The sequence below is a fragment of the Alteromonas lipotrueiana genome (assembly GCF_019249245.1).
Taxonomy (GTDB): domain Bacteria; phylum Pseudomonadota; class Gammaproteobacteria; order Enterobacterales; family Alteromonadaceae; genus Alteromonas; species Alteromonas lipotrueiana.
Genome location: NZ_JAESDK010000005.1, coordinates 101,250 through 124,839, shown reverse-complemented (window position 1 = coordinate 124,839; position 23,590 = coordinate 101,250). Strand labels below are relative to the sequence as shown.

Annotated in this window: 17 protein-coding genes and 2 tRNA genes; 11 read left to right on the top strand and 8 right to left on the bottom strand. The window is 46.1% G+C overall.

The window, feature by feature from the left end; translation table 11 throughout:
• Positions 1-64: 64 nt before the first annotated feature.
• Complete coding sequence (metE, locus tag JK130_RS05380; protein ID WP_218353191.1) at positions 65-2,362, top strand: 5-methyltetrahydropteroyltriglutamate--homocysteine S-methyltransferase; 2,298 nt, start codon at positions 65-67, stop codon at positions 2,360-2,362.
• Here the strand turns inward: metE and JK130_RS05375 are convergent.
• Positions 2,314-3,267, bottom strand: a complete 954-nt coding sequence (locus tag JK130_RS05375) for a hydrogen peroxide-inducible genes activator (protein WP_218353190.1) — start codon at positions 3,265-3,267, stop codon at positions 2,314-2,316. The genes metE and JK130_RS05375 overlap by 49 nt on opposite strands.
• Positions 3,268-4,641: 1,374 nt before the next feature.
• On the opposite strand from JK130_RS05375, the gene JK130_RS05370 reads away from it, so the two are divergent.
• Both JK130_RS05370 and JK130_RS05365 read left to right on the top strand, forming a co-directional pair.
• A complete protein-coding gene (locus JK130_RS05370) occupies positions 4,642-5,280 on the top strand; it encodes a carbonic anhydrase (RefSeq protein WP_218353188.1) in 639 nt (212 codons plus the stop codon).
• A gap of 19 nt (positions 5,281-5,299) precedes the next feature.
• Complete coding sequence (locus tag JK130_RS05365) at positions 5,300-6,940, top strand: SulP family inorganic anion transporter (protein ID WP_218353187.1); 1,641 nt, start codon at positions 5,300-5,302, stop codon at positions 6,938-6,940.
• Between the two features lie 92 nt (positions 6,941-7,032).
• On the opposite strand, the gene JK130_RS05360 is transcribed toward JK130_RS05365, so the two are convergent.
• Both JK130_RS05360 and JK130_RS05355 read right to left on the bottom strand, forming a co-directional pair.
• Positions 7,033-9,111 (bottom strand): M13 family metallopeptidase, encoded by a 2,079-nt coding sequence (locus JK130_RS05360; protein WP_218353186.1) that lies wholly within the window; start codon positions 9,109-9,111, stop codon positions 7,033-7,035.
• Positions 9,112-9,140: 29 nt separating this feature from the next.
• A complete protein-coding gene (locus tag JK130_RS05355) occupies positions 9,141-10,319 on the bottom strand; it encodes a GNAT family N-acetyltransferase (RefSeq protein ID WP_218353185.1) in 1,179 nt (392 codons plus the stop codon).
• 58 nt (positions 10,320-10,377) lie between these two features.
• On the opposite strand from JK130_RS05355, the gene JK130_RS05350 reads away from it, so the two are divergent.
• The 8 genes from JK130_RS05350 (at position 10,378) to JK130_RS05315 (ending at position 18,270) form a co-directional block, all read left to right on the top strand.
• Complete coding sequence (locus JK130_RS05350; protein WP_246587700.1) at positions 10,378-10,851, top strand: regulatory protein RecX; 474 nt, start codon at positions 10,378-10,380, stop codon at positions 10,849-10,851.
• 133 nt (positions 10,852-10,984) lie between these two features.
• Positions 10,985-13,582: an alanine--tRNA ligase gene (gene alaS / locus JK130_RS05345; RefSeq protein WP_218353184.1), complete on the top strand. Its 2,598-nt coding sequence runs from the start codon at positions 10,985-10,987 to the stop codon at positions 13,580-13,582.
• 134 nt (positions 13,583-13,716) lie between these two features.
• A complete protein-coding gene (csrA, locus tag JK130_RS05340) occupies positions 13,717-13,914 on the top strand; it encodes a carbon storage regulator CsrA (protein WP_218353183.1) in 198 nt (65 codons plus the stop codon).
• A gap of 491 nt (positions 13,915-14,405) precedes the next feature.
• Positions 14,406-14,496, top strand: a tRNA-Ser gene (locus tag JK130_RS05335).
• A gap of 38 nt (positions 14,497-14,534) precedes the next feature.
• A tRNA-Arg gene (locus tag JK130_RS05330) sits at positions 14,535-14,611 on the top strand.
• A 414-nt stretch (positions 14,612-15,025) separates the two neighbouring features.
• Complete coding sequence (locus tag JK130_RS05325) at positions 15,026-15,292, top strand: OadG family protein (protein ID WP_218353181.1); 267 nt, start codon at positions 15,026-15,028, stop codon at positions 15,290-15,292.
• Positions 15,293-15,306: 14 nt separating this feature from the next.
• A complete protein-coding gene (gene oadA / locus JK130_RS05320) occupies positions 15,307-17,136 on the top strand; it encodes a sodium-extruding oxaloacetate decarboxylase subunit alpha (protein WP_218353180.1) in 1,830 nt (609 codons plus the stop codon).
• A 3-nt stretch (positions 17,137-17,139) separates the two neighbouring features.
• Positions 17,140-18,270: a sodium ion-translocating decarboxylase subunit beta gene (locus JK130_RS05315; protein ID WP_218353179.1), complete on the top strand. Its 1,131-nt coding sequence runs from the start codon at positions 17,140-17,142 to the stop codon at positions 18,268-18,270.
• On the opposite strand, the gene JK130_RS05310 is transcribed toward JK130_RS05315, so the two are convergent.
• The 5 genes from JK130_RS05310 to sapA are packed head-to-tail and all read right to left on the bottom strand — an operon-like array spanning position 18,267 to position 23,589.
• On the bottom strand, positions 18,267-19,073 hold the full coding sequence (locus tag JK130_RS05310; RefSeq protein ID WP_218353178.1) for an ATP-binding cassette domain-containing protein: 807 nt from the start codon (positions 19,071-19,073) through the stop codon (positions 18,267-18,269). The genes JK130_RS05315 and JK130_RS05310 overlap by 4 nt on opposite strands.
• Positions 19,070-20,065, bottom strand: a complete 996-nt coding sequence (locus JK130_RS05305; RefSeq protein WP_218353177.1) for an oligopeptide/dipeptide ABC transporter ATP-binding protein — start codon at positions 20,063-20,065, stop codon at positions 19,070-19,072. The genes JK130_RS05310 and JK130_RS05305 overlap by 4 nt, the downstream gene beginning before the upstream one ends.
• On the bottom strand, positions 20,065-20,958 hold the full coding sequence (locus tag JK130_RS05300; RefSeq protein WP_218353176.1) for an ABC transporter permease subunit: 894 nt from the start codon (positions 20,956-20,958) through the stop codon (positions 20,065-20,067). The genes JK130_RS05305 and JK130_RS05300 overlap by 1 nt, the downstream gene beginning before the upstream one ends.
• Positions 20,945-21,976 carry an ABC transporter permease subunit gene (locus JK130_RS05295; protein WP_343210981.1) on the bottom strand — a complete coding sequence of 344 codons (1,032 nt, stop codon included), beginning with the start codon at positions 21,974-21,976 and terminating at the stop codon, positions 20,945-20,947. The genes JK130_RS05300 and JK130_RS05295 overlap by 14 nt, the downstream gene beginning before the upstream one ends.
• On the bottom strand, positions 21,973-23,589 hold the full coding sequence (gene sapA / locus JK130_RS05290; protein ID WP_218353175.1) for an ABC transporter substrate-binding protein SapA: 1,617 nt from the start codon (positions 23,587-23,589) through the stop codon (positions 21,973-21,975). The genes JK130_RS05295 and sapA overlap by 4 nt, the downstream gene beginning before the upstream one ends.
• Between the last annotated feature and the right edge of the window lies 1 nt (position 23,590).

Genomic DNA, 23,590 nt, shown 5'->3' with positions numbered 1-23,590 from the left:
TAACATTATTTTTTATGGCTAACCTACCGTACAGTTCTGATTCATTCATTATTTGGACGGATAGATGGCTAAAATACATAATTTAGGGTTTCCCCGCATAGGGCCCAATCGCGAATTAAAACAAAGTCTCGAAAGTTATTGGAGCGGTGACATTGATGCGAGTGAGCTAGATAAGCAAACTGAAACATTACGGCTGAACAACTTAAAGGCACAGGAAAATTTAGACTATGTGCCGGTAGGGGATTTTTCTTTGTATGATCATATTCTCGATACCAGCTTTTTACTCGGCAATATTCCGTTACGTTTCCGCGAACAGGGGATTAGCGAATTAGATCAATACTTTTTGGCGGCCCGGGGAGCCAGCGATCAAAGCAACTGTTGCGCTGCAGCCTCAGAAATGACGAAATGGTTTGATACCAACTATCACTATATTGTACCTGAAATAAATACCAACACGAGTTTCGCCTTAAATTCAAAAAAACTATTAGATGAAGTTCGACAGGCTCGAGCGCAAGGGTTTGAACCTAAACCTGTTGTGGTAGGGCCATTAAGTTATTTATATCTGGCTTCAAGTACGGATCAAACCGATAAGTTGCAGCATCTTGATACTCTTATTCCCCTGTATATAAAATTGTTCAATCAGTTGGCTGCTAATGGCGTAGAGTGGGTCCAGGTCGACGAGCCGATTCTGGCAACTGATTTATGTGGCCAGTGGAAGATGGCGTTTAAGTACACCTACGAAAAGCTTAAACAAGGCAATTGCAAGCTTTTGCTAACCAGCTACTTTGGTGATTTACGTGACAACCTGACCACCGTGGCTGGTTTACCCGTCGCAGGGCTTCATATCGATGCTTTAGCGAACCCGGAAGATGCAGACCAGCTGATGGCGACCTTGGCGCCAGACCAAGTTTTGTCACTAGGTGTCATTGACGGTCGTAACGTTTGGCGTGCTCAGACTCAAGCATTGGTAGAATGGTTAAGCCCCTATGCACAGCAACTGGGGCCTCGCTTGTGGCTGGCGCCTAATTGCTCCTTGTTGCATGTCCCCTACAGTGTTGAGGCAGAACAGAACCTGACACATACGCTTACTCATAAACTGGCTTTTGCAGTTCAAAAATTAGACGAGCTGGTGGTTTTACGCAGTGAGCTAAATAATCCGCAAATAAATATAAAAAGCCCAAAGCAGCTTCACAGAAACGGCCATACCGGTCACAATCAGGCGTTGCTGGACTCTGATAATTCGCGGTACGCCCGGCGCTCAACGTTTGTTACCCGGCGAGAAGCGCAACGTCATAAATTGCAATTACCAGTCTTGCCCACCACCACTATTGGCTCTTTCCCACAGACGAGCGAGATTCGCCGGGCCCGCGCGGCTTTTAAACAAGAAAATCTGAGTGCTTCAGACTATCAGGATTTTATTGAACGCCAAATTCGTGATTGTATCGAAATTCAGGAAGAACTGGGACTTGATGTGTTAGTGCATGGAGAAGCCGAACGTAACGACATGGTAGAGTACTTCGGAAATCTGCTTGAAGGAGTAGCAGTAACTCAGTTTGGATGGGTACAAAGTTATGGCTCGCGCTGCGTTAAGCCGCCCCTTATTTATAATCAGGTACGCCGCCGTGAGGCAATGACGGTAGCCTGGGCGCGCTATGCACAATCTTTGACAGACAAACCTGTGAAAGGAATGTTGACCGGCCCGGTCACACTTTTAAACTGGTCATTTGTTCGAAATGATATTGCTTTAAACGAGGTTGCTGAACAACTGGCTTTAGCTATACGAGAAGAGGTACAAGACTTAGAACGCGCGGGTATTCGTATTATTCAGGTCGACGAAGCCGCACTGCGTGAAGGCTTACCATTACGTGAGGCCGATAAAGCACAATATATGACGTGGGCGCTTAATGCCTTCAAATTAGCGACAGCCGGCGTGGCAGATGATACACAAATTCACACCCACATGTGTTATTCAGAGTTTAGCGATATTATTGATGAGATTATTAAAATGGATGCCGATGTTATTACCATAGAAACGGCGCGCTCGCATCTTACGCTACTTGAAGCGTTTAAATCGTGCGGTTATCCGAATGATATCGGACCTGGCGTTTACGATATTCATTCACCCGCCTGTCCTTCGAAAGCTCAAATTAGTGACCTAATTCACAAACTAAGTAATTTGCTACCCTTAGAAGCGCTTTGGATAAACCCAGATTGCGGATTAAAAACACGAACCTGGCCCGAGGCCAGAGCCGCTTTAAGCAACATGGTGGAAGCAGCGAAAGCATGTCGCCAGGCACTTGTGAATAATCAAATTCAGGATTCTGAAGGCTCGGTTACGGTTACCGCATCACCCAGTCTTTGACGAATAATAGTACGCATTGTCGCCGATAAATCCCGAAAAAAAGCACGTGCTGGTGAAGTGTTGCGCCACGCCAGTACGTGCTGTCTGACTACGGGCATATCTGCCAATTCACAAACGTGTAGTGCTTCGGGTTTGTGCAGTTCAGAGTGAACATATAAACCAGGCAAAAACGCCACGCCCATACCCATTACGACCATCTGACGTAAAGTATCCAAACTGGTGCCTTCATAATCTCGGGCAACGTTTGCGCCCAATTGCAGACAAAGTTCTTGAACCTGATGATGAAAATGGTGGCGGTTTTCCAGGGCAAGTACCTGTTCATTTCGAATTTGTTCGGGTCGGATATAAGCTTTACCTGCCTGAGGGTGATCAAATGGCATTACAAACTTAAGTGGCTCACAAAACAAAGGCTGACTCTGGATTTGACTGTTGGACTTAGACATCGGCGATAAAATTAAATCGTACTGACCGGTAAGTAACCCCTGAAAAAGTTGGTCAGGAGCCGCTTCACGAACATAAAATTTGAGTCCCGGTTTTAGCGCATGGATATCGGGCAAAATATGGGGTAGCAAGTAAGGGCCCAGCGTAGGGGGGATACCCAGTCGATACATCGTGTTTTCGCCATCGGAAAGATTTCGCGCAACTTCGTGAAAGTGCAGGTTAGCTTTCAAAACCTGTTCGGCGTGGTACAACAGTGCATGCCCATGCGCGCTCAATAGCGTACCCGAGCGCGAACGTTCAAACAGCGTTAAGCCAAGCTGGGTTTCCAACGCATTTATCTGAGTCGTAAGCGTGGGTTGGCTGACACCAAGATCATGGGCCGCCCGCCTGAAATTCAGTTGTTTAGCCACAGTCACAAAATAACGTAGCTGATTTAATGAGGGAGATTTTCCAACTGACAACATAATAAACGATCACTAGTAACGGGCCAAACGTGCCCAGCAAACTGATAGTTAAATCTTATCACCTAGCAATTTGTAATGGTAAGGGATTGATATAATGTTTTATCAAACGGCAACTTCCTTCATGTAAGACACCCATGTGTAAAGTATCCATGCTGAGCACGATATACGCATTCTAGCTTCGTCATATAGAAGTTACTTTTGCTAAAGCTAAATCGCGCGGATAAAAATTAACTACTTAAAATTGTATAGGACATCCATAAAAATAATGTGGGTGTCCATTAGTTTGTTTGTGCCAAATGGCAACTTCCTTTATGTAAGACACCCATGTGTAAGGTATCCACACTGAGCACGATATACGCATTCTAGCTTCGTCTTATAGAAGTCACTTTTGCTAAAGCTAAAGCTAAATCGCGCGGATAAAAATTAACTACTTAGAATTGTATAGGACATCCATGAAAATAATGTGGGTGTCCATTAGTTTGTTTGTGCCAAACGGCGACTTCTTTTATGTAAGGCACCCATCTGTAAGGTATCCACGCTGAGCACGATATGCGCATTCTAGCCCCGTCTTATAGAAGTTACTTTTGCTAAAGCTAAATCGCGGATAAAAATTAACTACTTAGAATTGTATAGGACATCCATAAAAATAATGTGGGTGTCCATTAGTCAATGTGAGTGTCCATTAGTCAGGGTGATGAAATAACGTGAGTGTCCATTAGCCTGTGCTATCAGCCTGGTCGCTCTAGTCGATCCAGACTGATGATAATCAGGCTTCTATCGAATTATCAATGGCAGTACTTGGTATTAAACTGGTCGTTGGATTAGCCCACACCGGTTGGGAGGCAATGAACGGCGCGATTGCTTCTGAAAACTCTTGCCAGCTTTTTTCATGTTAAAGAGTGACATGAGCACTGCGTTTGTGCTTACCTAAGTGGTCTTCGAAAAGTATTCTGGGTAAGCGGATCGCAAGGTAAAGTGGTTCCCCAAAGAAACTGTTTTGCAGCCAGTTCAGCGTTTGAGAACGCCCCCCTGAGTAGCCGCTAAACTTGCCGCCGGCAAATTGCAATGACATGGCTGGGTATAGGACATTGAAAGCCGGGATGCATTAGGTTTTAATTATGAAACTAATAGTTTTTCACCTATGCCTGATATTTATAAAACTATTTAAATATCATTACCTTAGAATTTCACTGGTATCTTTAAAAATTCTGGTAATCAGGCATTTTAACAAATACAAAGTTACCGAGCTGATAAATAGTGATAGTATTTAGCTATCACGAGTTTCCGTATTATTCTATAAAGCTATCAAGTGACACTTCTGTAACACTAAATTAAGATTATTGTACACTTATCGAAATTCACAGGAGTAACACCATGGATAATATCATCGCGGGCGTAGCCAAATTTCAGAAAGAAATTTTTCCGGAGAAGAAAGCCGCGTTTGAAAAGCTGGCGACTGGACAAAGTCCGGAAGTTCTGTTTATCACCTGTGCAGATTCACGTATCGATCCTAGTCTGATAACGCAAACCCAGCCGGGTGAGCTTTTTATATGTCGTAATGCGGGCAATATCGTTCCTCCCCACTCAAATGAAACCGGTGGAATGACAGCTTCAATCGAATTTGCCGTTGCCGCTTTGGGTGTATCTCACATAGTAGTTTGTGGACACACAGACTGTGGAGCCATGAAAGGGGCGTTAAACCCTGAAGGTCTGGATAGCCTGCCGCACGTTAAAGAATGGCTGGGCCATTGTCGCAGTGCCACTGAAGTAGTCAAAGAACGCCATGGCAAAGCAAACGCAGAGCACCTGGAAGAAATCACTCAGGAAAATGTTGTACAACAGATACAGCACCTGCGCACTCACCCTGCGGTTGCAGCGAAATTGGCGACCGGTCAGGTTAAGCTGCATGGATGGGTTTATAATATTGGTTCAGGCGATGTTCTTTGTTATGACGAAGCGAACGGCACGTTCGAGCGCATGAGTCAGGCTAACGCTGAACAGCAGTTAGCGTAAATAACGTTTAGGGTTATAAATGATAAAAATAAATACATCTAACATTCGAGGCGATCTTACCGGCGGGTTAACGGCCGGTATTGTCGCATTACCTTTAGCTTTAGCACTTGGTGTTGCATCAGGTTTAGGTCCTATGGCCGGCTTGTACGGCGCTATCGCTGTAGGTTTTTTCGCGTCATTGTTTGGCGGTACCCCTTCACAAATTTCTGGGCCCACTGGCCCTATGGTGGTGGTCTTAGCTGGCTTGTTTGCCAGTCTGTCTGGTGATGCAGAACTTATCTTTACTGCCGTGTTACTGGCAGGTGTATTTCAGATTGTGTTTGGGGTGTTGGGGGTCGGACAATATATCCGTCTGGTGCCTTATCCGGTAATATCGGGCTTTATGTCGGGCATTGGTGCAATCATCATCATATTGCAACTTGGTCGATTGATGGGGCATGAGCCGCCGGGTGGCACGATTGGCGCTTTAAGCTATTTGCCAACCGCACTGGCCGATATGAACTTCACTACTTTACTTCTTGGTTTAGGTACCTTAATTATTGCCTATAAATGGCCTGCAAAGTTGGGTAAATACGTTCCTGGCGCTTTAGCAGCGTTGATAATTGGTACGCTGGTTAGCCTGATGCTGACAAACGTTCCTATTTTAGGCGATATTCCAACTGGGTTACCTAGCATACATTTACCTGTATTTGAGCAAGGTCAGGTATTGCTGGTTATCGAAGCCGCATTCATATTGGCGATTCTGGGCGCTATTGACAGTTTGTTAACCTCACTGGTCGCCGACAATATGACGCGTACCCGACATGACAGTAACCGTGAGTTGATCGGACAGGGTATTGGTAACACTGTGGCGGGCTTAATCGGCGGTATTGCGGGTGCGGGTGCGACCATGCGTACGGTAGTTAACATTCGCAGTGGTGGTAAAGACCGTATATCAGGTATGACACATGCGTTGGTATTGTTAGCGATAGTTTTAGGTTTAAGCCCGTTGGCCGCTCAGATACCTCATGCTGTGTTAGCTGGTATCTTGGTGAAAGTGGGGCTGGACATTATTGATTGGGGCTATCTGAAGCGTGCTCATACCGGCCCTCGCTGGGATTTTGCGCTAATGATACTGGTACTGGGTCTGACGGTATTTGTTGATTTGATTACCGCGGTAGGCGTGGGTGTAGTTCTGGCTGCATTGGCCTATGTTCGCCAGGTTGCTCAGTTGCAAATTGAAGAAGTACAAAAGATTCCAGCGTATCTGGCCGATGCGGAAGAAAACGCATTGCTAGAAAAAGCCAATGGTAAAGTCAGTTTGTTTAGCTTTGGTGGTCCGCTAAGTTTCGGCGCCGCAGCAGACCTGGGTCATCATGTGCGAGAAAAAGTACAGCCAGGTTCACAGGTCTTGATTCTGGACTTTAGCCGGGTACCAGTAGTTGATGTTTCAGCAGCAATGGCCGTTGAAACCATTACTTCTGATGCCACAGCGGCTGGACGCGAGCTGGTAATAAGTGGTGCTACCGAGAATGTTAAGCGGGTGTTGGACAACATCAATGTGCACCAGGCTAACGTGCGCATGTTTAAAACGCGTCTTGAAGCATTAGACTGTGCTTTGCGTATTATCGATAACAAAGAAAATGGAAGTTCAGCTGACGGCAAACTTGCCGACGCTTAGTCAGTCGTTCCATAGATACAAAAAAGCCACTTCAATATTTTGAAGTGGCTTTTTTTTGTTAAGCGCGCCGGGATAGGTACCGGCGCAATTTATTACCAGATTTTTACCCGGTCTTCAGGCGCTAAATACATAGCATCGCCTGGTTTTACATCAAAGGCTTCGTACCAGGCATCAAGGTTACGTGGTGCCAAAGTACGATAGCGGGCCGGAGAGTGTGGATCAGAGCGTAACTGATTCATCAGACTTTCCTGCGTTCGCTTTTCTCGCCAAACCTGTGCCCAGGCCAAAAAGAAACGCTGGTCGCCGGTTAACCCGTCGATTACCGGTGCCTCTTCGCCATCAAGACTCAGCTTATAGGCTTCATAAGCCATAGACAAACCACCGACATCGCCAATATTTTCACCTAACGTTAAGCGGCCATTGACGTTATTACCTTCAATTGGCTCGTATTGGCTGTATTGGTCGTCAAGCTGATCAACCTTGTTGGTAAAGGCTTTTAAGTCTTCTTCGGTCCACCAGTTGCGCTGAATACCGTCAGCATCAGATTTGGAACCCTGATCATCAAAACCGTGGCCCATTTCATGTCCAATAACCGCACCTATGGCACCATAGTTCACTGCCGGGTCGGCATTAGGGTCAAAAAACGGCGGTTGCAAAATTGCGGCTGGAAATACAATTTCGTTAAACGAAGAATTATAATACGCATTCACGGTTTGCGGCGTCATACCCCAACGTTCGCGATCGGTAGGCTTAAGCTCGTTTTTAACATCTTTTTGCATAAAGAACTGACGCAAGTTACGAACGTTATCTACCAGGCTCTCAGAAGAGATTTCAACATCTGTAAGTTCAATCCATTCATCTGGGTAACCAATTTTAGGTCTGAAGGCGGCCAGTTTTTCTTTGGCCGCTTCTTTAGTCTCATCACCCATCCAGTCCAGATTTTCGATGCGTTTTTTAAGCGCTGCACGTAAATTTTCAACCAGATCGTTCATTTGTTCTTTCGAGCTTTCCGGGAAATATTCTTTAACGTAAGTCTTGCCGATGGCAAAGCCTAGCGACTCAGTGCCTGACATTTGCGACAACGCGCGCTTCCACCGGGGACGCGGCTCTTGCTGACCATTTAAGGTTTTACCATAAAAGTCAAAATTGGCCTGAAAAACATCTTGAGCCAACATGCCAGAGTTATTGGAGATAGTGTGATACGTCAGATAATCTTTCCAGGTCTGTAAGTCTTCAGAGTTCACCAGGTTAATGACATCTTTAAGTGGATCAGGCGTGGTAATGTTTAACTCTGGAGCTTTTAACCCTGTTTGCTCAAAATACAAATCCCAATCAAAACCTGTGTAAGTATCAGATAACTCGCTACGCTCAATTTGATTTAAGGTTAGCTCGCGGTCACGACGTTTTTCGCGCGGCCATTGGGCCTCAGCAATTTTAGTTTCTAAAGCCAGAATAGCTTTAGCTTTTTGAGCCGGATTTTCTGTTTTAGCAAAGCCTAGCATTTGTTCAATATGCTTAAGGTATGCTTCGCGGATATCGCTAAAGCGCGGCTGGTCTGATAAATAATAATCGCGATCAGGAAGACCCAAACCGCCTACACCCACAGAGACCTGATATTCATTTGGGTCCAACCGATTGTACCAAAGCCCGGCGTAGATAGGCGTTGAGTTGCCATACAGCCATGCATTACCAAATAGACGAGTTAAATCTTCCTGGTTTTTCGCCGCCGATATTTTATCCAGCACATCGGTAATCGGCTCGATGCCTTTTTGATTGATGCTTTCTACATCCATATAAGCGGTATAGTAGTCGTGGATCATCTGCTCTTCAGCATTCAGATCTTTTTTAGCCATGATGTCATCGATAATGGTTTTGACTTGCTCTTGGCTACGATCGCGTAATGCGGTAAATGCACCAAAACGCGTTTTATCGGCAGGTAGTTCATAGTTATCGTACCAATTACCACTGGCATAACGGAAAAAATCTTCACCCGGGTCGACTGATTTGTCCATGGCGCTTAAATCAACACCAAAGGTACCTAGTTCAGCTTTGCCCTGGGTTTCGGTGTTTTTCTTTTCTACCTGAGTTTGTTGCTGACTTTGTTCAGACTGGCCGCACCCGGTCAGTCCCAAAGAGGCTGCCACCATGGCGGCTATTACACTATATTTCATTGTCGTTTCTCTGTTTTATTGTGAAACTGTCAGGGTATGACAGTTTTTGTTGTGGTTGTAAGAAGACGCGACGTAAACGCATCGTTAAACGGTAAAATGTTACGGGCTTGTTGATAATACCCCTCAATGGCCGCAGCTTCACGCTGCACAAAGTCACCTACGGCATCATGAAAGGCAGGCTCGTATAAATAATGAAACGAGCGACAAATCACCGGCTCGAACCCCCGCAGTATTTTATGCTCACCCTGAGTGCCCGGGTTAAATAACGGCAACTGGTGTTCAATGGCGAACTCTATTCCCTGAAAATAGCAACATTCAAAATGCAACCCGTCTATATCGTGAGTGGCGCCCCAGTAGCGCCCATATAGCCCTGTTTTATCATAAAAGAACAGGGCACTTGCGCAGCGTTCATCGTTTTGTTTTGCCATAACAAGTAATACGTTGTCTGACATAGCAGCAAAAATATGCCGTAAAAAGGGCTCACTTAAATAGCCGGTATGACCACTGCGTTTAAGATAGGTGCGCTGATAGCACAAAATGAAAAAATCGATATCCTGTTCGGTAATTGTGGCAGCTACCTTGCGTTCAATGGTTATCTGCTGGCGGGTAAGTTGTTGCCGGGATTTTTTAAAAGCGCGACGTTTGCGTGAGGTCAGTGCCTGAAGAAAGTCGTCAAACTGCGCATAGTCATAGTTGTACCACTGAAACTGCACGCTATAGCGGGGATGCCACGAAAGACTTGCGTCGAGGGGACCAGCAAATGCAAACAAGATATGTAGCGAGGATACCTGAGTGCCCAGCAAGGCTGCTGCCTCACGGTAAAGCTGGGAACTTACAGTATCAGCCGGATAATCGGGATGCACCAATACTCGCTGACCGCTGACCGGGGTAAAGGGAATAGCGCTTACCCATTTAGGGTAATAGTTTAAGCCGTGTTGTTGATAGGCCTGAGCCCAGCCCTGGTCAAACACGTATTCGCCCAGGCTATCGGTTTTCAGATAGCCCGGCATTACCGCTATTAAGGTTGCCTCATCATGCATCACCGCAAAATAGGGCTGCCAGCCCGTATCCTGGCCTACGCAATAATGTTCTTCAAGGCCTTTTAAAAACTCGTAGGCCAAAAAGGGGTTCGCATTTTGAGCTAAAATCTGCCAATCACTGGACTGAATTTGCGAAATACTATTGAAAAACGATGTTTGATATCCCATAAAGAAACGACGCGCCGCAGGGTGTGAACTAACCGTTATTGAAAAAGGGAACAAAAAATTGCCCTGTGATAGTCAAAGTACCATGTCAGACCCGGATAGAAAAATCATTATCGACGCGATTACCCGCATGTTGGCACGACGAGAGCACAGTGTGGCTGAGATTGTCAAAAAGCTGGCTCAAAAAGAGGTAAACGAAGCTACGGCATTACAGGTGATCAGTGAATTCTGTGAGGCCAACCTACAAAGCGATGAGCGCTATGCAGAGGCAAAGGTGCGTTCATCGGTTTCTCGTGGAATAGGGCCTCGCCGGCTCAAGGCTGAACTTAGCCAACATGATATCAGCGAGTCGATGACGGCACAGGCAATAGAAGAGGTAAACCCGGACTGGTATGCACTAGCTCTGGCCGTTAGGGAAAAAAAGTACGGTTTGGCCGAGCCTGAAGATTTTAAGCAGCGCCAAAAGCAAATGCAGTTTCTACAGTACCGGGGATTTTATCAAAGCCAGATTCAGTACGCCATGAGCGGCGACTGACGACAATGCAAGTTGCTTAACAAAACCTTGTGTTCCGTGGTATTGTTATGCTAGCCCAGCGCCTGCCTGATATGGTTTGCAGCGCTACTCACTTTTGTATATCAACAGTTTTAAATAGGAAGTTTGGATCTCAATGACATTATCAACTGCCCAGATTCGCCAGAAGTTTATCGACTATTTTAAACGTCATGGTCATCAGCCCGTGGCCAGTAGTTCGTTAGTACCGGCAGACGATCCAACGCTGTTGTTTACCAATGCCGGCATGAATCAGTTTAAAGATCTATTTTTAGGCGCAGAAAAGCGTAGTTACACCCGTGCCACATCATCACAACGTTGTGTGCGCGCCGGAGGTAAGCATAACGACTTAGAGAATGTGGGCTATACCGCACGCCACCATACTTTTTTTGAAATGATGGGCAACTTTAGTTTTGGTGATTATTTCAAACACCAGGCCATTGAATTTGCCTGGAACTTTTTGACTCAGGAACTGGGGCTGGCGAAAGAAAAGTTATTGGTAACCGTTTTTAGTGATGATGACGAAGCATTCGATATTTGGGAAAACCATATTGGTGTGCCCAAAGAAAAAATCATCCGTATCAGCACGTCTGATAATTTCTGGTCTATGGGCGATACCGGCCCGTGCGGGCCCTGCTCAGAAATTTTTTATGACCACGGCGACCATATTTGGGGTGGTCCTCCGGGCACGGCAGAAGAAGACGGTGACCGGTTTATCGAAATCTGGAATCTGGTCTTCATGCAGTACAATAAGCAGGAAGATGGCACCATGGCGCCATTGCCAAAACCTTCTATCGATACCGGTATGGGGCTTGAGCGTATCTCTGCCATTATACAAAATGTGCATAGCAACTATGAAATCGACCTGTTTCAAAATTTGATTAAGGCTTCAGCGCAGTTAGTCGGCGCATCCGATTTAGACAACAAATCATTGCGGGTAATTGCCGACCACATCCGGTCGTGCAGCTTTTTGATTTGTGACGGCGTAATGCCCGGCAATGAAGGTCGTGGGTACGTGTTAAGGCGCATCATTCGCCGGGCGGTACGTCATGGTTACAAATTGGGCGCCAAAGATATATTTTTCTACAAGCTTGTCGATGCGCTTACCAGCGAAATGGGTGAAGCTTACCCTGAACTTGCTGACCAAAAACCGGTCATTGAAAAAGTGCTAAGAGTTGAGGAAGAACAGTTTAGCAAAACATTAGCACGCGGTATGACTATGCTTAACGATGTACTTCGTGATTTAGAAGGTAACGAAGTACCAGGCGAAATTGTTTTTAAATTATATGATACCTATGGCTTTCCGGCCGACTTAACTGCTGATGTTGCCCGCGAGCAAGACTACACGATTGATGAGGCAGGCTTTGAAGCCAGTATGCAGCAACAACGTAAGCGTGCCCAACAGGCCAGTAACTTCGGTGCAAACTACAACAGTCAGCTGACCACAGAGCACGTTACTGAATTTACCGGGTACACTGATGAACAGGGTGAAGGTAGAATTCTGGAAATAATTCGTGAAAACGAATTTTCTGATTCTCTGAATTCTGGCGAAGAAGGCGTATTATTATTAGACAATACTCCTTTTTATGCTGAAGCGGGCGGTCAAACTGGCGACAAAGGTGTGCTGAAGATTGGTGATAGTGAATTTGTTGTTTCTGATACCAAAAAAATGGGCAATGCGTTTGCTCACTATGGTAAAGCCAATGGGCCCGTTTCAAAAGGCGATAAAGCTGAAGCCAGCATTGATGCTTCTAACCGGGCGGCGATAAAGAAAAATCACAGCGCCACTCATTTGTTGCACGCGGCGTTGCGTGAAGTACTGGGTGACCATGTTACTCAAAAAGGCTCATTAGTTGACGCCGAACGTATGCGCTTCGACTTTTCGCACTTTGAAGCACTGACCGGTCATCAGGTTACGCAAATAGAAAAGCGTGTAAACGAAGAAATTCGGGCAAATCATACGCTCACCACTGAACTTATGGAGTTGGATGAAGCCAAAGCATCAGGTGCTATGGCATTGTTCGGTGAAAAGTACGACGAAAAAGTACGAGTGGTAAAAATGGGCCCGTTTTCTATAGAGCTGTGCGGTGGCACCCATGTAAAGCAAACGGGTGAAATTGGCTTATTCAAAATCGTCAGCGAAAGCGGTATTGCCTCAGGAGTACGCCGGCTTGAAGCCATTACCGGTGAAGCAGCAGTGTCGTATGTACAACAACAGCAGCAGCTGCTTTCTGAAATAGGTAGCTTATTGAAAAGTGATGTTTCGGGTATTTCTAATCGAATTGGGCAAATACAAGCGCACCAAAAAGAATTAGAAAAAGCATTGGCAGCGGCAAAGCAAAAACTGGCCAGTCAGCAAGGCGCGGATATGCTGGGGCAGGCCGTAGAAATTAACGGTGTAAAGGTGCTGGTTTCAAAGCTAGACGGTGTGGAAGCGAAAGCATTACGCGGCATGGTTGACGATCTTAAAAACCGAATCGGCGAAGGTGTCGTAGTACTAGGTGTCTCAGGAGAAAATAAGGTAAATCTTATAGCCGGCGTCACCAAAGGACTAACCGCAAACGTTAAAGCCGGCGAATTGGTTAATTTTCTGGCTAAACAAGTGGGCGGTAAAGGAGGAGGCAGACCCGATATGGCTCAGGCGGGCGGTGATCAGCCTGAAAACCTTGGTACTGCTCTAGACTCTGTTAACGCTTGGCTGTCAGATAAGCTATAATCTTTTGTGAAGGGTACACAGCGAGTTTTTGCAAGTGACACAAAAACACGGAATCGCTGCTGCCTTTATCGGGTCGTGCCGATAGGGGCAATAAATAATGGAAGTGTCCATAAATAAGGAACAGGAGCAAGCGAATGCTTATTTTGACTCGTCGTGTGGGCGAAACATTGATGGTAGGTGACGAAGTTACCGTGACCGTACTGGGTGTTAAAGGCAATCAGGTACGTATCGGAGTGAATGCACCTAAAGAAGTATCGGTACACCGAGAAGAAATCTATATGCGGATTCAGGCTGAAAAAGGTGGTCAGGCTGGCTCTACAGACTCAGAATAATCTGAATAGACTTTTTTGTATTACAAGGCCGGTTATTTAATACCCGGCCTTTTTTATGTCCACCATAAAATCAGTTGAAAATGCGGTAGCAGAACGACATCAGGTAGCTCTGGTCTAGTGGGATGACTCCGTTATAGAGGGGCAATTCAGCAACGGTATCCAAGCCGCGAGCCTTATTTAGTTTGAAAAATAACCATTACGCTCATTTTTTAAGTAAACAGTGTAAAAATTTCATCTTATCGTTTTTCTTATCGCTGAACTTTGTTACTATTCTTCGCGTTGACAAAGCAGACATATTTTAACGAAAGTCTTGAAAGACTTGAGTTTTTGTTCTGCCCGATAATGTAAGTGTTCTTTCATATAGAAGTTATTATGAAAGATACAATATGAAGATTATTTGTATTGGCTTAGGTTATCATCGGGTTTGCATTTTTCTTTGAAAAAAGAATTGACACCATCAGGTGAATCCGTAAAATGCAGCCCCACGTCACGGAGAGGTGGGTGAGTGGCTGAAACCAGTTCCCTGCTAAGGAACCATACCTATTACTGGTATCGAGGGTTCGAATCCCTCCCTCTCCGCCATTATTAAGGTTGGATGTGGCAGCCAACAAAAGTTTTGCGCGTGTGTAGCTCAGCTGGATAGAGTACCTGGCTACGAACCAGGCGGTCGGAGGTTCGAATCCTTCCACACGCGCCATATATAAAAGCCCACCTCAATGGTGGGTTTTTTTTGCCTTTAAAAAGGTCGAAATTATGGTTCAACGTTTTTACTGAGCACATCGTTTTTTCTACAGCATGTACTTTGCTATCCGGCTTTCTTCTGAAATAAGATCCCGCCCTCTGCCATTGCCTGAACCGCCAGGAGCAGAATCGAATCTGTTACCTCTATGGCAATCTTTTGTTGATATACCAATCTATGGCAATCTTTTGTTGATATACCAATCTGAGGCAAAGTGCGTGTGCATACACGTATTATTAAAGAACAGAAAAAAACTAATATTTCATTATAAAATGCTTTTTTTATGAATATATATTCAATATTACGTATCGGAATTTGTACTTGGCGGGCAATCGTGATACTAAAAGCAATCCAATAGAGAGTAGGCGTGTTATGAACAGTGAAATTACCGCTCAGCTTTATGAAGCTGCCAGCTTAATGATGGTAGGAATGGGCTTTGTGTTTGCCTTTTTAACGTTACTTATTGGTGGCGTTAAAGTTATTGAACAGTTTTGCCAGCGCTTTAGTGGCCCGGCCCCTGCGGCTGCAGCGATAAAGCCAGGATCTGCGGCCAAACTGAAACAAGATACCATGCCCGATTCTTCCACAGTGGCGGCTATTAGCGCCGCTATTCATCTTCATCGCCGTTCAAACAAGTGATATCAGGAGAACCCATGACAAAACCTCTGGCGTTAACAGAGCTGGTGTTACGAGATGCCCATCAGTCATTATTAGCTACCCGCATGCGTATTGACGATATGCTACCTATTGCTACAGAACTGGATGATGCGGGTTTTTGGTCAGTAGAGTCCTGGGGCGGGGCCACCTTCGACTCCTGTATTCGCTATTTAGGTGAAGATCCGTGGGAGCGCATACGCAAGCTAAAAGCCGCCATGCCAAAGACCCGACAGCAAATGCTGTTACGCGGTCAAAATTTGCTGGGCTACCGGCACTATGCCGATGATGTAGTAACACGGTTTGTAGAGCGGGCACGCAGCAATGGTGTGGATGTTTTTCGTATCTTTGACGCTATGAACGATGTTCGTAACCTTAAAACAGCGATAGCGGCCGCGATTGACTGCGATGCACATGCTCAAGGCACAATCTCGTATACCGTAAGTCCGGTACACACGCTAGATACCTGGTTAACTATGGCGCGTCAGCTCGAAGATATGGGGGTTCACTCAATTTGTATCAAAGACATGGCTGGCTTGTTGAAACCCTATGAGTGCGAAGCGCTTATCAAAGGATTAAAAGAGACGGTAGATGTGCCTATTGCCATGCAATGTCATGCCACAACCGGTTTATCGACAGCAACCTATCAAAAGGCAGTGGATGCGGGCATAGATATGCTTGATACGGCTATCTCTTCAATGAGTATGACCTACGGACATACTGCTACTGAAACTATGGTTTCTATAGTGGAAGGCACTGAACGTGATACCGGATTGTCGTTACCCCACCTTGAGTCTATTGCCGCGTATTTTCGCGATGTGCGTAAAAAATATGCGCAGTTTGAAGGCAGCCTGAAAGGGGTTGATGCCCGTATTTTATTGGCTCAGGTGCCTGGTGGAATGTTGACCAATATGGAAAGCCAGCTAAAAGAGCAGGGCGCCGAAGATAAATTTGACGAGGTTCTTAAAGAAATTCCCAAAGTTCGTGAAGACTTAGGCTTTATTCCCTTGGTGACGCCTACCTCACAAATTGTGGGTACGCAGTCGGTACTAAATGTACTGACCCAGGAGCGCTATAAGAGCATTACCAAAGAAACTGCGGGTGTATTAAAAGGCGAATACGGCGCGACTGCCGCTCCGGTTAATAAAGATTTGCAGCAACGGGTGCTTGATGGCGCAGAACCTATTACCTGCCGGCCCGCTGACCGTATTGAACCTGAGCTCGACAGGCTGGAAGATGAGCTTAACGAATTAGCGCAAACAAAATCTTTTTCACTGGCAGACGATAAAATTGATGATGTGCTGACCTACGCTTTATTTCCGCAAATCGGTTTAAAATTTTTAGAAAATCGGGGTAATCCTGATGCCTTTGAGCCTGCGCCTTCAAACGCTGATGAAACCCAGCAGCCAACATCAACCCAAAAGCCTGCTGCTAAACCAGCCGCTTCAGAGCAGGGAACCGGCGCTGCCAGCTATGACGTCAGGGTTGACGGTAAAGTGTATCAGGTGGAGGTAGCAGCTAGTGGCGAGCTGGAAACCATTAATGAAAAACCGGCAGCAAGCGCTGCCTCGTCGCCGGCAGCTAACCCTGCACAACCTGAATCAGACGCTAACAGTGCCCATACTATCGAAGCGCCTTTGTCAGGAAATGTGTTTAAACTGATGGTTAGTGAAGGTGAGGCCATTCAAGATGGCGATGTGGTAATGATAATGGAAGCCATGAAAATGGAAACTGAGGTACGCAGTGCCTTCGAAGGTACGGTAGCGCGTATTATGATTAAAGAAGGCGACTCAGTCTCCAGTGGTCAACCCTTGATAGAGCTTAGTTAATTCATGGAACAACTTGCCATACTTTGGGACAGCACCGCGCTGGCTCATTTTCACTACCAGCAGGTCATTATGATGGCGGTAGGTTTGTTATTGCTGTATTTGGCTATCGTTAAAAAATTCGAGCCTTTACTGCTGATTCCTATCGGGTTTGGAGCCATTTTAACCAATATCCCCTTAGCGGGATTTTCTGAAGCTCAAGGCTTACTGCACTACATTTACGCGGTGGGTATCGAAACCGGGGTGTTTCCTCTGCTTATTTTCATGGGCGTTGGCGCGATGACCGATTTTGGTGCATTAATTGCCAATCCGCGCATGTTATTGTTAGGCGCGGCCGCGCAATTTGGAATTTTTGCCACTTTATTCGGAGCCATAGCGTTAAACTTTGTGCCCGGTTTTGAGTTTACTCTCAAGGATGCCAGCGCCATTGCCATTATCGGAGGGGCCGACGGTCCTACCGCAATCTTTTTGGCATCGCGGCTGGCCCCCGATCTTTTAGGTGCCATTGCTGTCGCTGCCTACTCTTACATGGCGTTGGTTCCTATTATTCAGCCACCCATTATGAAAGCGTTAACCACCAAGGCGCAACGCGAAATTAAAATGGAACAATTGCGGCATGTCTCTCAGCGCGAAAAAATCATTTTTCCACTGGCTGTACTGATGTTGACAATTTTGTTCTTACCTTCGGCCACGCCGCTGGTAGGTATGTTTTGTTTTGGTAACCTGATGAAAGAATGTGGCGTGGTTGACCGGCTAAGCCATACTGCCCAGAACGAGCTTATTAATATCGTAACGATATTTTTGGGGCTGGCGGTAGGCTCAAAGTTGTCGGCAGATAAATTTCTTACCGTAGAAACATTAGGTATTTTAGGCTTGGGTGCCATAGCCTTTGCCATTGGTACTGCCACTGGAGTGTTAATGGCTAAATTACTGGCGCGCTTTTCCGACTCGCCTATTAACCCGCTTATCGGCGCCGCCGGTGTGTCGGCGGTACCTATGGCTGCCCGGGTAGTCAATAAGGTGGGTCTTGAAGCTAATCCGCATAATTTTTTGCTGATGCACGCTATGGGCCCCAACGTAGCCGGAGTTCTAGGCTCGGCGGTGGCGGCGGGGGTTTTACTGGCGCTGGTTGGCTAATTAAGCTTTTGCTGGGGCACCAGCGACTGATACGCCATGATCAGCTTTTTGGTCATGGCGTGCTCTGGCCAGCGAAATATTGTTTCAGTTTTACCCGACTCTACAATCTGGCCTTTTTGCATGACGATAACTTTGTCGGCAATATGACGGACAATGCCCAGGTTGTGGGAGATAAAAATAAACGACAACCCAAGCTCACTTTGCAACCTCAGCAGCTGATTAACAGTTTGTGAGCGAATAGAGGGATCGAGTGCGGCAAAAGGTTCATCGGCCACCAGAATTTTAGGCTGCAATACCAGGGCACGCGCTAGCGCAACCCGTTGCTGTTGACCGTCAGAAAGCATGTGGCGATAAAAATAGATATGGTCACGTAACAAACCCACTTTGTATAATGTTTCTTCTATACGCGCGCGGCGCTCTTTGTCTGAAAGTCGTGTATTGAGCCGCAGGGGTTCGTCTAAAATCATGCCTACGGTAATGCCCGGATTCATCGCTTCGCTGCTATGCTGAAAAATCATGCGAATATCATTACTGCTATTATAACTTTTTATCGCTTTGCGTTTAGCCGCATCAAAGCGTGAGTTACTTAAATAAATCTCACCTTCATCAGCGGCTATAGCGCCCACCAGCATTTTTGCCAATAACGACTTGCCGGCACGGTTTTCGCCAATAATAGCAATGGTTTCGCCGCGGTTTACCGTCAAATCGATAGGGCCCAGGCTAAACACTTCAGGCTTTTTCATCCAACGTTTCTTATCACTATGGCGAAACATCAACCCCTTAACCTGCATCAACTCTTTCATAGTTTTTCCATATGTAGCGGAAAGTGACAGCTGTAAGTGTGGTCATGTATACGTCTTACGGCAGGGGTAATAACACAATCTTTTTGCGCTCTGGGACATCTTGGCCCCAGTCGGCAACCTATAGGCACATGTTTAAGCGATGGAATCGTGCCATCCATATTAGGTAATATACTTTTTGGTGGTAAATCGTGCCGAAAGCTGGGAGCGCTATCAAGCAGGGCTTTAGTGTAAGGATGTAAAGGCCGTTTACGCAGCATTTTCATTCTGCCTGACTCTACACTTTGTCCGCAATACAACACGGTCATCGTGTGCGCCATACTGGATATTGCCAGCAAGTCGTGGCTAATAAATAATATCGATAATGACCGTGTTTGGTTTAGCCGGGTTAACAGCTTTAGCACTTGTGTTTTGGTGGTGGTTTCCATTCCCCGGGTTGGGTCATCTACTATCAGTAGTTTTGGCTGAGAAATAAGCGCCATAGCAATCATAAATTTTTGACCAATATCGGTCGGAATTTGGTGCGGGTAGGCGTTTAAATAGTTACGGTGATGTTTAATACCCACTTTATGAACTGTAGAGATAGCTGCTTTACGGCGCGATTTGCGGCGCTGCCAAAACCATTTTCCTTCTACCAGTTCGGCAGGGATACTTTCTTCTAACTGCTCGCCAAGAGTGGCCGAAGGATCCAGCGCACTGATTGGATTTTGGAACACCACCGCAATGTCCCGGCGCATTATTTCACGGCGCTGTTCTGAGGACATACTTAACAGGCTCTCGCCATTCCAGTCCATGCGATCAGCCGTTAAGTAGAATTGATCCGGCAGCGCGCCGGATATTGCGGCTACGATTAAACTTTTGCCCGAACCTGACTCGCCGACTAACGCGCGAATTTCGCCACTTTTAATGGTCAGATTGACCCGGTCTAATGCTTTTACCCGGCTGGTGCCGTTGTCTATCTCAAGGGTCAGGTTTTTTATATCTAACATTGGCATTAGCGACTGACCCTCTTGCGCAGTGCTGAACGTAAACCATCACCAACAATATTTATTGCCAGCACCATTAAAAAGATAGACAAGCCAGGCAGTGCTACGTTCCATGGGGCTAAATACGCTACATCCAGGCCGTCGGCTAATATTGCGCCCAATTCTGGCAATGGCGGTTGAGCTCCTAAATTCAAAAAGCCTAACGCGGAAACATCGATAATAGCAATAGACAACGCCAACGTGCCCTGTACCACCAGCATTTCAATCATATTAGGCAAAATAGAATGGGTAAACAGCTGCCACGCGTTAGCACCATCAAGCCGTGACGCCAGAACATATTCTTTTTTCATTTCACTGCGTACAAATGTCCGGGTGTAATGAATAAATTGTGGGGTTAGCGCTAATGTAATAGCCCACATACTGTTTACTAAACCGGTACCCACAACCGCCACGATAATAATGGCAATAAGCAAGGTAGGAATGGCCATCAACGCATCAAGCAAATGGTTCACTACGCTTGAGCGCACGCCACTTAACATGCCAGCCACGGTACCAATGGTGACGCCTAATCCCATGGCAATGATAACCAATAGCAGGCTTGAGCCAAAGGTTACTCGGCAGCCATAGATTATCCGGCTAAATACATCGCGGCCCAAAGCATCGGTACCAAACAGGTGGTCGATGGTCCCGTTACGTTCCCAGCTAGGCGGAATCAACAGCGAATTCAAATTTTGCTGAATAGGATCATAAGGAACGACCAGCGGCGCAAATAATGCAAAAAAGAAAAAGACGGCAAGCACGACCAATCCGACAAAGGCGATGTGGCTGGCCCGAAACTCCCGCCAGGTACGCTGTAGGGGAGTAGGGTGGCTTTCTTCTTCGTAAAGGCTAAACTGCGACACGTTCGTATTTTTCCCTGCTTGGGTCAATAACCCGATTAAATAAATCGATAAGAATAGTAAGAGTAACCACCATAAAGGCTACCGCTAACATTCCTATTCGCAGCGCCGGATAATCGCGTTGATAAATAGCCTGAATTAACCAGTTCCCGATGCCCGGCCACGAAAATAACGTTTCAACAATCATGGCGTTAGTGATCAGAGTGGTTATCTGGATTGCCATAAGCGGGAGTATTGGCAATAACGCATTGCGTAAAATGTGTCGGTAAAAGATTTGCCCTTGTGATAATCCGCGCGTGCGGGCCGCGGCCACAAAAGGCTTGTTTTTAACCTCAATAACCGAACGTCGGGTAATGCGTACCATTGAAGCGATAGAGATCACACTGATTGCCAAAGTGGGAAGCATCAAGTGGTGCAGAGCATCCCGAAACGCTAATAAACGATTAATATTATCAGCAAACAAAATATCAATAAGAATAAAGCCAGTTTTAGGGGGCACCTCGAACAGTAAACTTATACGGCCAGACAAGGGCGCGATGTTCCATTCCAGACTGAACATCAAAATAAACAGTAGAGCCAGCCAGAAAACCGGAAAAGAATAGCCTATCATACTGGCTGAATTTATCGTGTAATCGGCCGCGGTATAGCTGCGCAAACCTGCATAGCACCCTACCGGAATACCAATCACAATGGCTAACAGCATCGCGTAGGTGGCCAGCTCAATTGTTGCTGGTAATGCCAGCCTGACCTCCTCGCTAAGCGGCATGCCTGAGATAAAGCTGTAACCCCAGTTTCCGGTTAACAGGTTTTTCAAATAATGATAAAACTGAACAATATAGCCTGAGTCTAAATGAAACTGCTGAGCCAGGGCAGCGCGCTGCATCTCATTTTGTGCGGTAATACCGGTAAGATTAGCTAAAACATCTCCCGGAAATAAATAAGCCAGCGAAAACGACAGGCCCGCTAACACCAGCAGGGTTAGTACAAACAAAATGATATAACGCAATAATATACGAATCACAGCTTTTTGGTTACCCCGCCAAAGCGTATCCCGCCGTAGGGATTAATTTGCATGCCTTTGAGTTCTTTTCGATAAGCCCGATACCGAAAGGCATGGGCAATTGGAACAAGTGGTAATTCGTCAAACAACAAATTATTGACCCGTTGATAAATGGCTTTACGCTTGGCCAGATCTTCAGTTTGTAACGCTTCGTTTATCAGCGCATCATATTTTTCGTTGCACCACATCGCCCGGTTGGTTCCAGAAGGGATAGCCCCGCAACTTAACAACGGTCGATAAAAATTATCAGGGTCACCGTTATCGGCAGACCAGCCAATTAAAACAGAGTCGTGCAACCCTTCGCGTAAATGTTTGCGAAAAGTAGTCCAGTCATAGGTGACAATATTAACGACTATGCCCACATCAGCCAAATACCGTTGCATTAGTTCAGCCATTTTAGCGGCATTGGGGTTGTAGGCACGTTCAATGGGCATGGCCCATATTGTCATGGTAAACCCCGGCTCTATTCCCGCCTTTTTCAACAACTGCCTGGCCACCGCAGGATTATACGCCGTATCTTCAGCGTCGGCCTGATATGCCCAGCTTGCAGCAGGCAAAAGGCTACGAGCGCGGGTAGCACTATCAAAATAAACGGCTTCTAGTAGGGTGTTTTTATCAATAGCGTAGGCCAGCGCGCGGCGAACATCCGGATTGTCAAAAGGGGGTCTTCGAGTGTTGAAGGCCCAAAAACCGATATTCAATCCCGGCTTTTTAGCTAATTCAAGCTCTTCCCGGTCGCGTATGATATCTAACTCTGTTTGCGCCGGAAACGCAATAGCGTCACATTCTCCGGTAATCAACTTGGCTAAACGTAATGAGCTTTTGGGGGTTATATCGTAAATTAGTCGCGGTGCCTGAGAAAGCGCTTTCCAGTGTTCGGTATGGGTAACATACCGTATATGATGATCCTTTCTATAGCTTTCGAATTTATAGGGTCCAGTACCAATAGGGTAGTGGTCCAAACGCTCGGGCGCAGCTTCGCGCAGAAGGGCTTCGGCGTACTCAAAAGACAAAATAACTGAAAAATCGGTGGCCAGATTAGCTAAAAATGAACTGTCGCGCTGAGACAGAGTAATTTTGACCCGGTAGCCATTAATACGCTCAATTTGGCGAATATTATCGGCAAGGCCAAGGCTTTCGAAGTAAGGGTAACGCCCACCTGAAACCTGATGAAACGGATGTTGCGGTAAGCGCCAGCGGTTCAGGCTAAAAATAACATCATCTGCGTTCATCGGCCGCGATGGGGTAAAATAATCGGTAGTATGAAACGGCACATTTCGGCGTAGCTGGAATGTGTAGGTAAGACCATCGTCAGAGACTTTCCAGCTGCTGGCAAGGCTGGGAATAATACGTCCTGAATCTGCATCAAAGTCGAGCAGGCGATCGTAAATTTGATGTGAGGAGGCATCGGATGTGGTTGAGGATGTATCGAGCTGAGGATTAAAGTTTGCTGGGTTGCTTTCTGAACAATACATAATTCCGGATTGATAAAAGCCCTCTTTTGGCGGCTGACTGCACGCGCTTATCGCCACTAACGAAATAAAGCAGATAAGTATAAATTGAAGGCTATTCATT

Coding starts and splice junctions, on each gene's coding strand:
- metE (WP_218353191.1), top strand. CDS start 65: ATGGCTAAAATACATAATTTAGGGTTTCCCCGCATAGGGCCCAATCGC.
- JK130_RS05375 (WP_218353190.1), bottom strand. CDS start 3,267: ATGTTGTCAGTTGGAAAATCTCCCTCATTAAATCAGCTACGTTATTTT.
- JK130_RS05370 (WP_218353188.1), top strand. CDS start 4,642: ATGGATAATATCATCGCGGGCGTAGCCAAATTTCAGAAAGAAATTTTT.
- JK130_RS05365 (WP_218353187.1), top strand. CDS start 5,300: ATGATAAAAATAAATACATCTAACATTCGAGGCGATCTTACCGGCGGG.
- JK130_RS05360 (WP_218353186.1), bottom strand. CDS start 9,111: ATGAAATATAGTGTAATAGCCGCCATGGTGGCAGCCTCTTTGGGACTG.
- JK130_RS05355 (WP_218353185.1), bottom strand. CDS start 10,319: ATGGGATATCAAACATCGTTTTTCAATAGTATTTCGCAAATTCAGTCC.
- alaS (WP_218353184.1), top strand. CDS start 10,985: ATGACATTATCAACTGCCCAGATTCGCCAGAAGTTTATCGACTATTTT.
- csrA (WP_218353183.1), top strand. CDS start 13,717: ATGCTTATTTTGACTCGTCGTGTGGGCGAAACATTGATGGTAGGTGAC.
- JK130_RS05325 (WP_218353181.1), top strand. CDS start 15,026: ATGAACAGTGAAATTACCGCTCAGCTTTATGAAGCTGCCAGCTTAATG.
- oadA (WP_218353180.1), top strand. CDS start 15,307: ATGACAAAACCTCTGGCGTTAACAGAGCTGGTGTTACGAGATGCCCAT.
- JK130_RS05315 (WP_218353179.1), top strand. CDS start 17,140: ATGGAACAACTTGCCATACTTTGGGACAGCACCGCGCTGGCTCATTTT.
- JK130_RS05310 (WP_218353178.1), bottom strand. CDS start 19,073: ATGAAAGAGTTGATGCAGGTTAAGGGGTTGATGTTTCGCCATAGTGAT.
- JK130_RS05305 (WP_218353177.1), bottom strand. CDS start 20,065: ATGCCAATGTTAGATATAAAAAACCTGACCCTTGAGATAGACAACGGC.
- sapA (WP_218353175.1), bottom strand. CDS start 23,589: ATGAATAGCCTTCAATTTATACTTATCTGCTTTATTTCGTTAGTGGCG.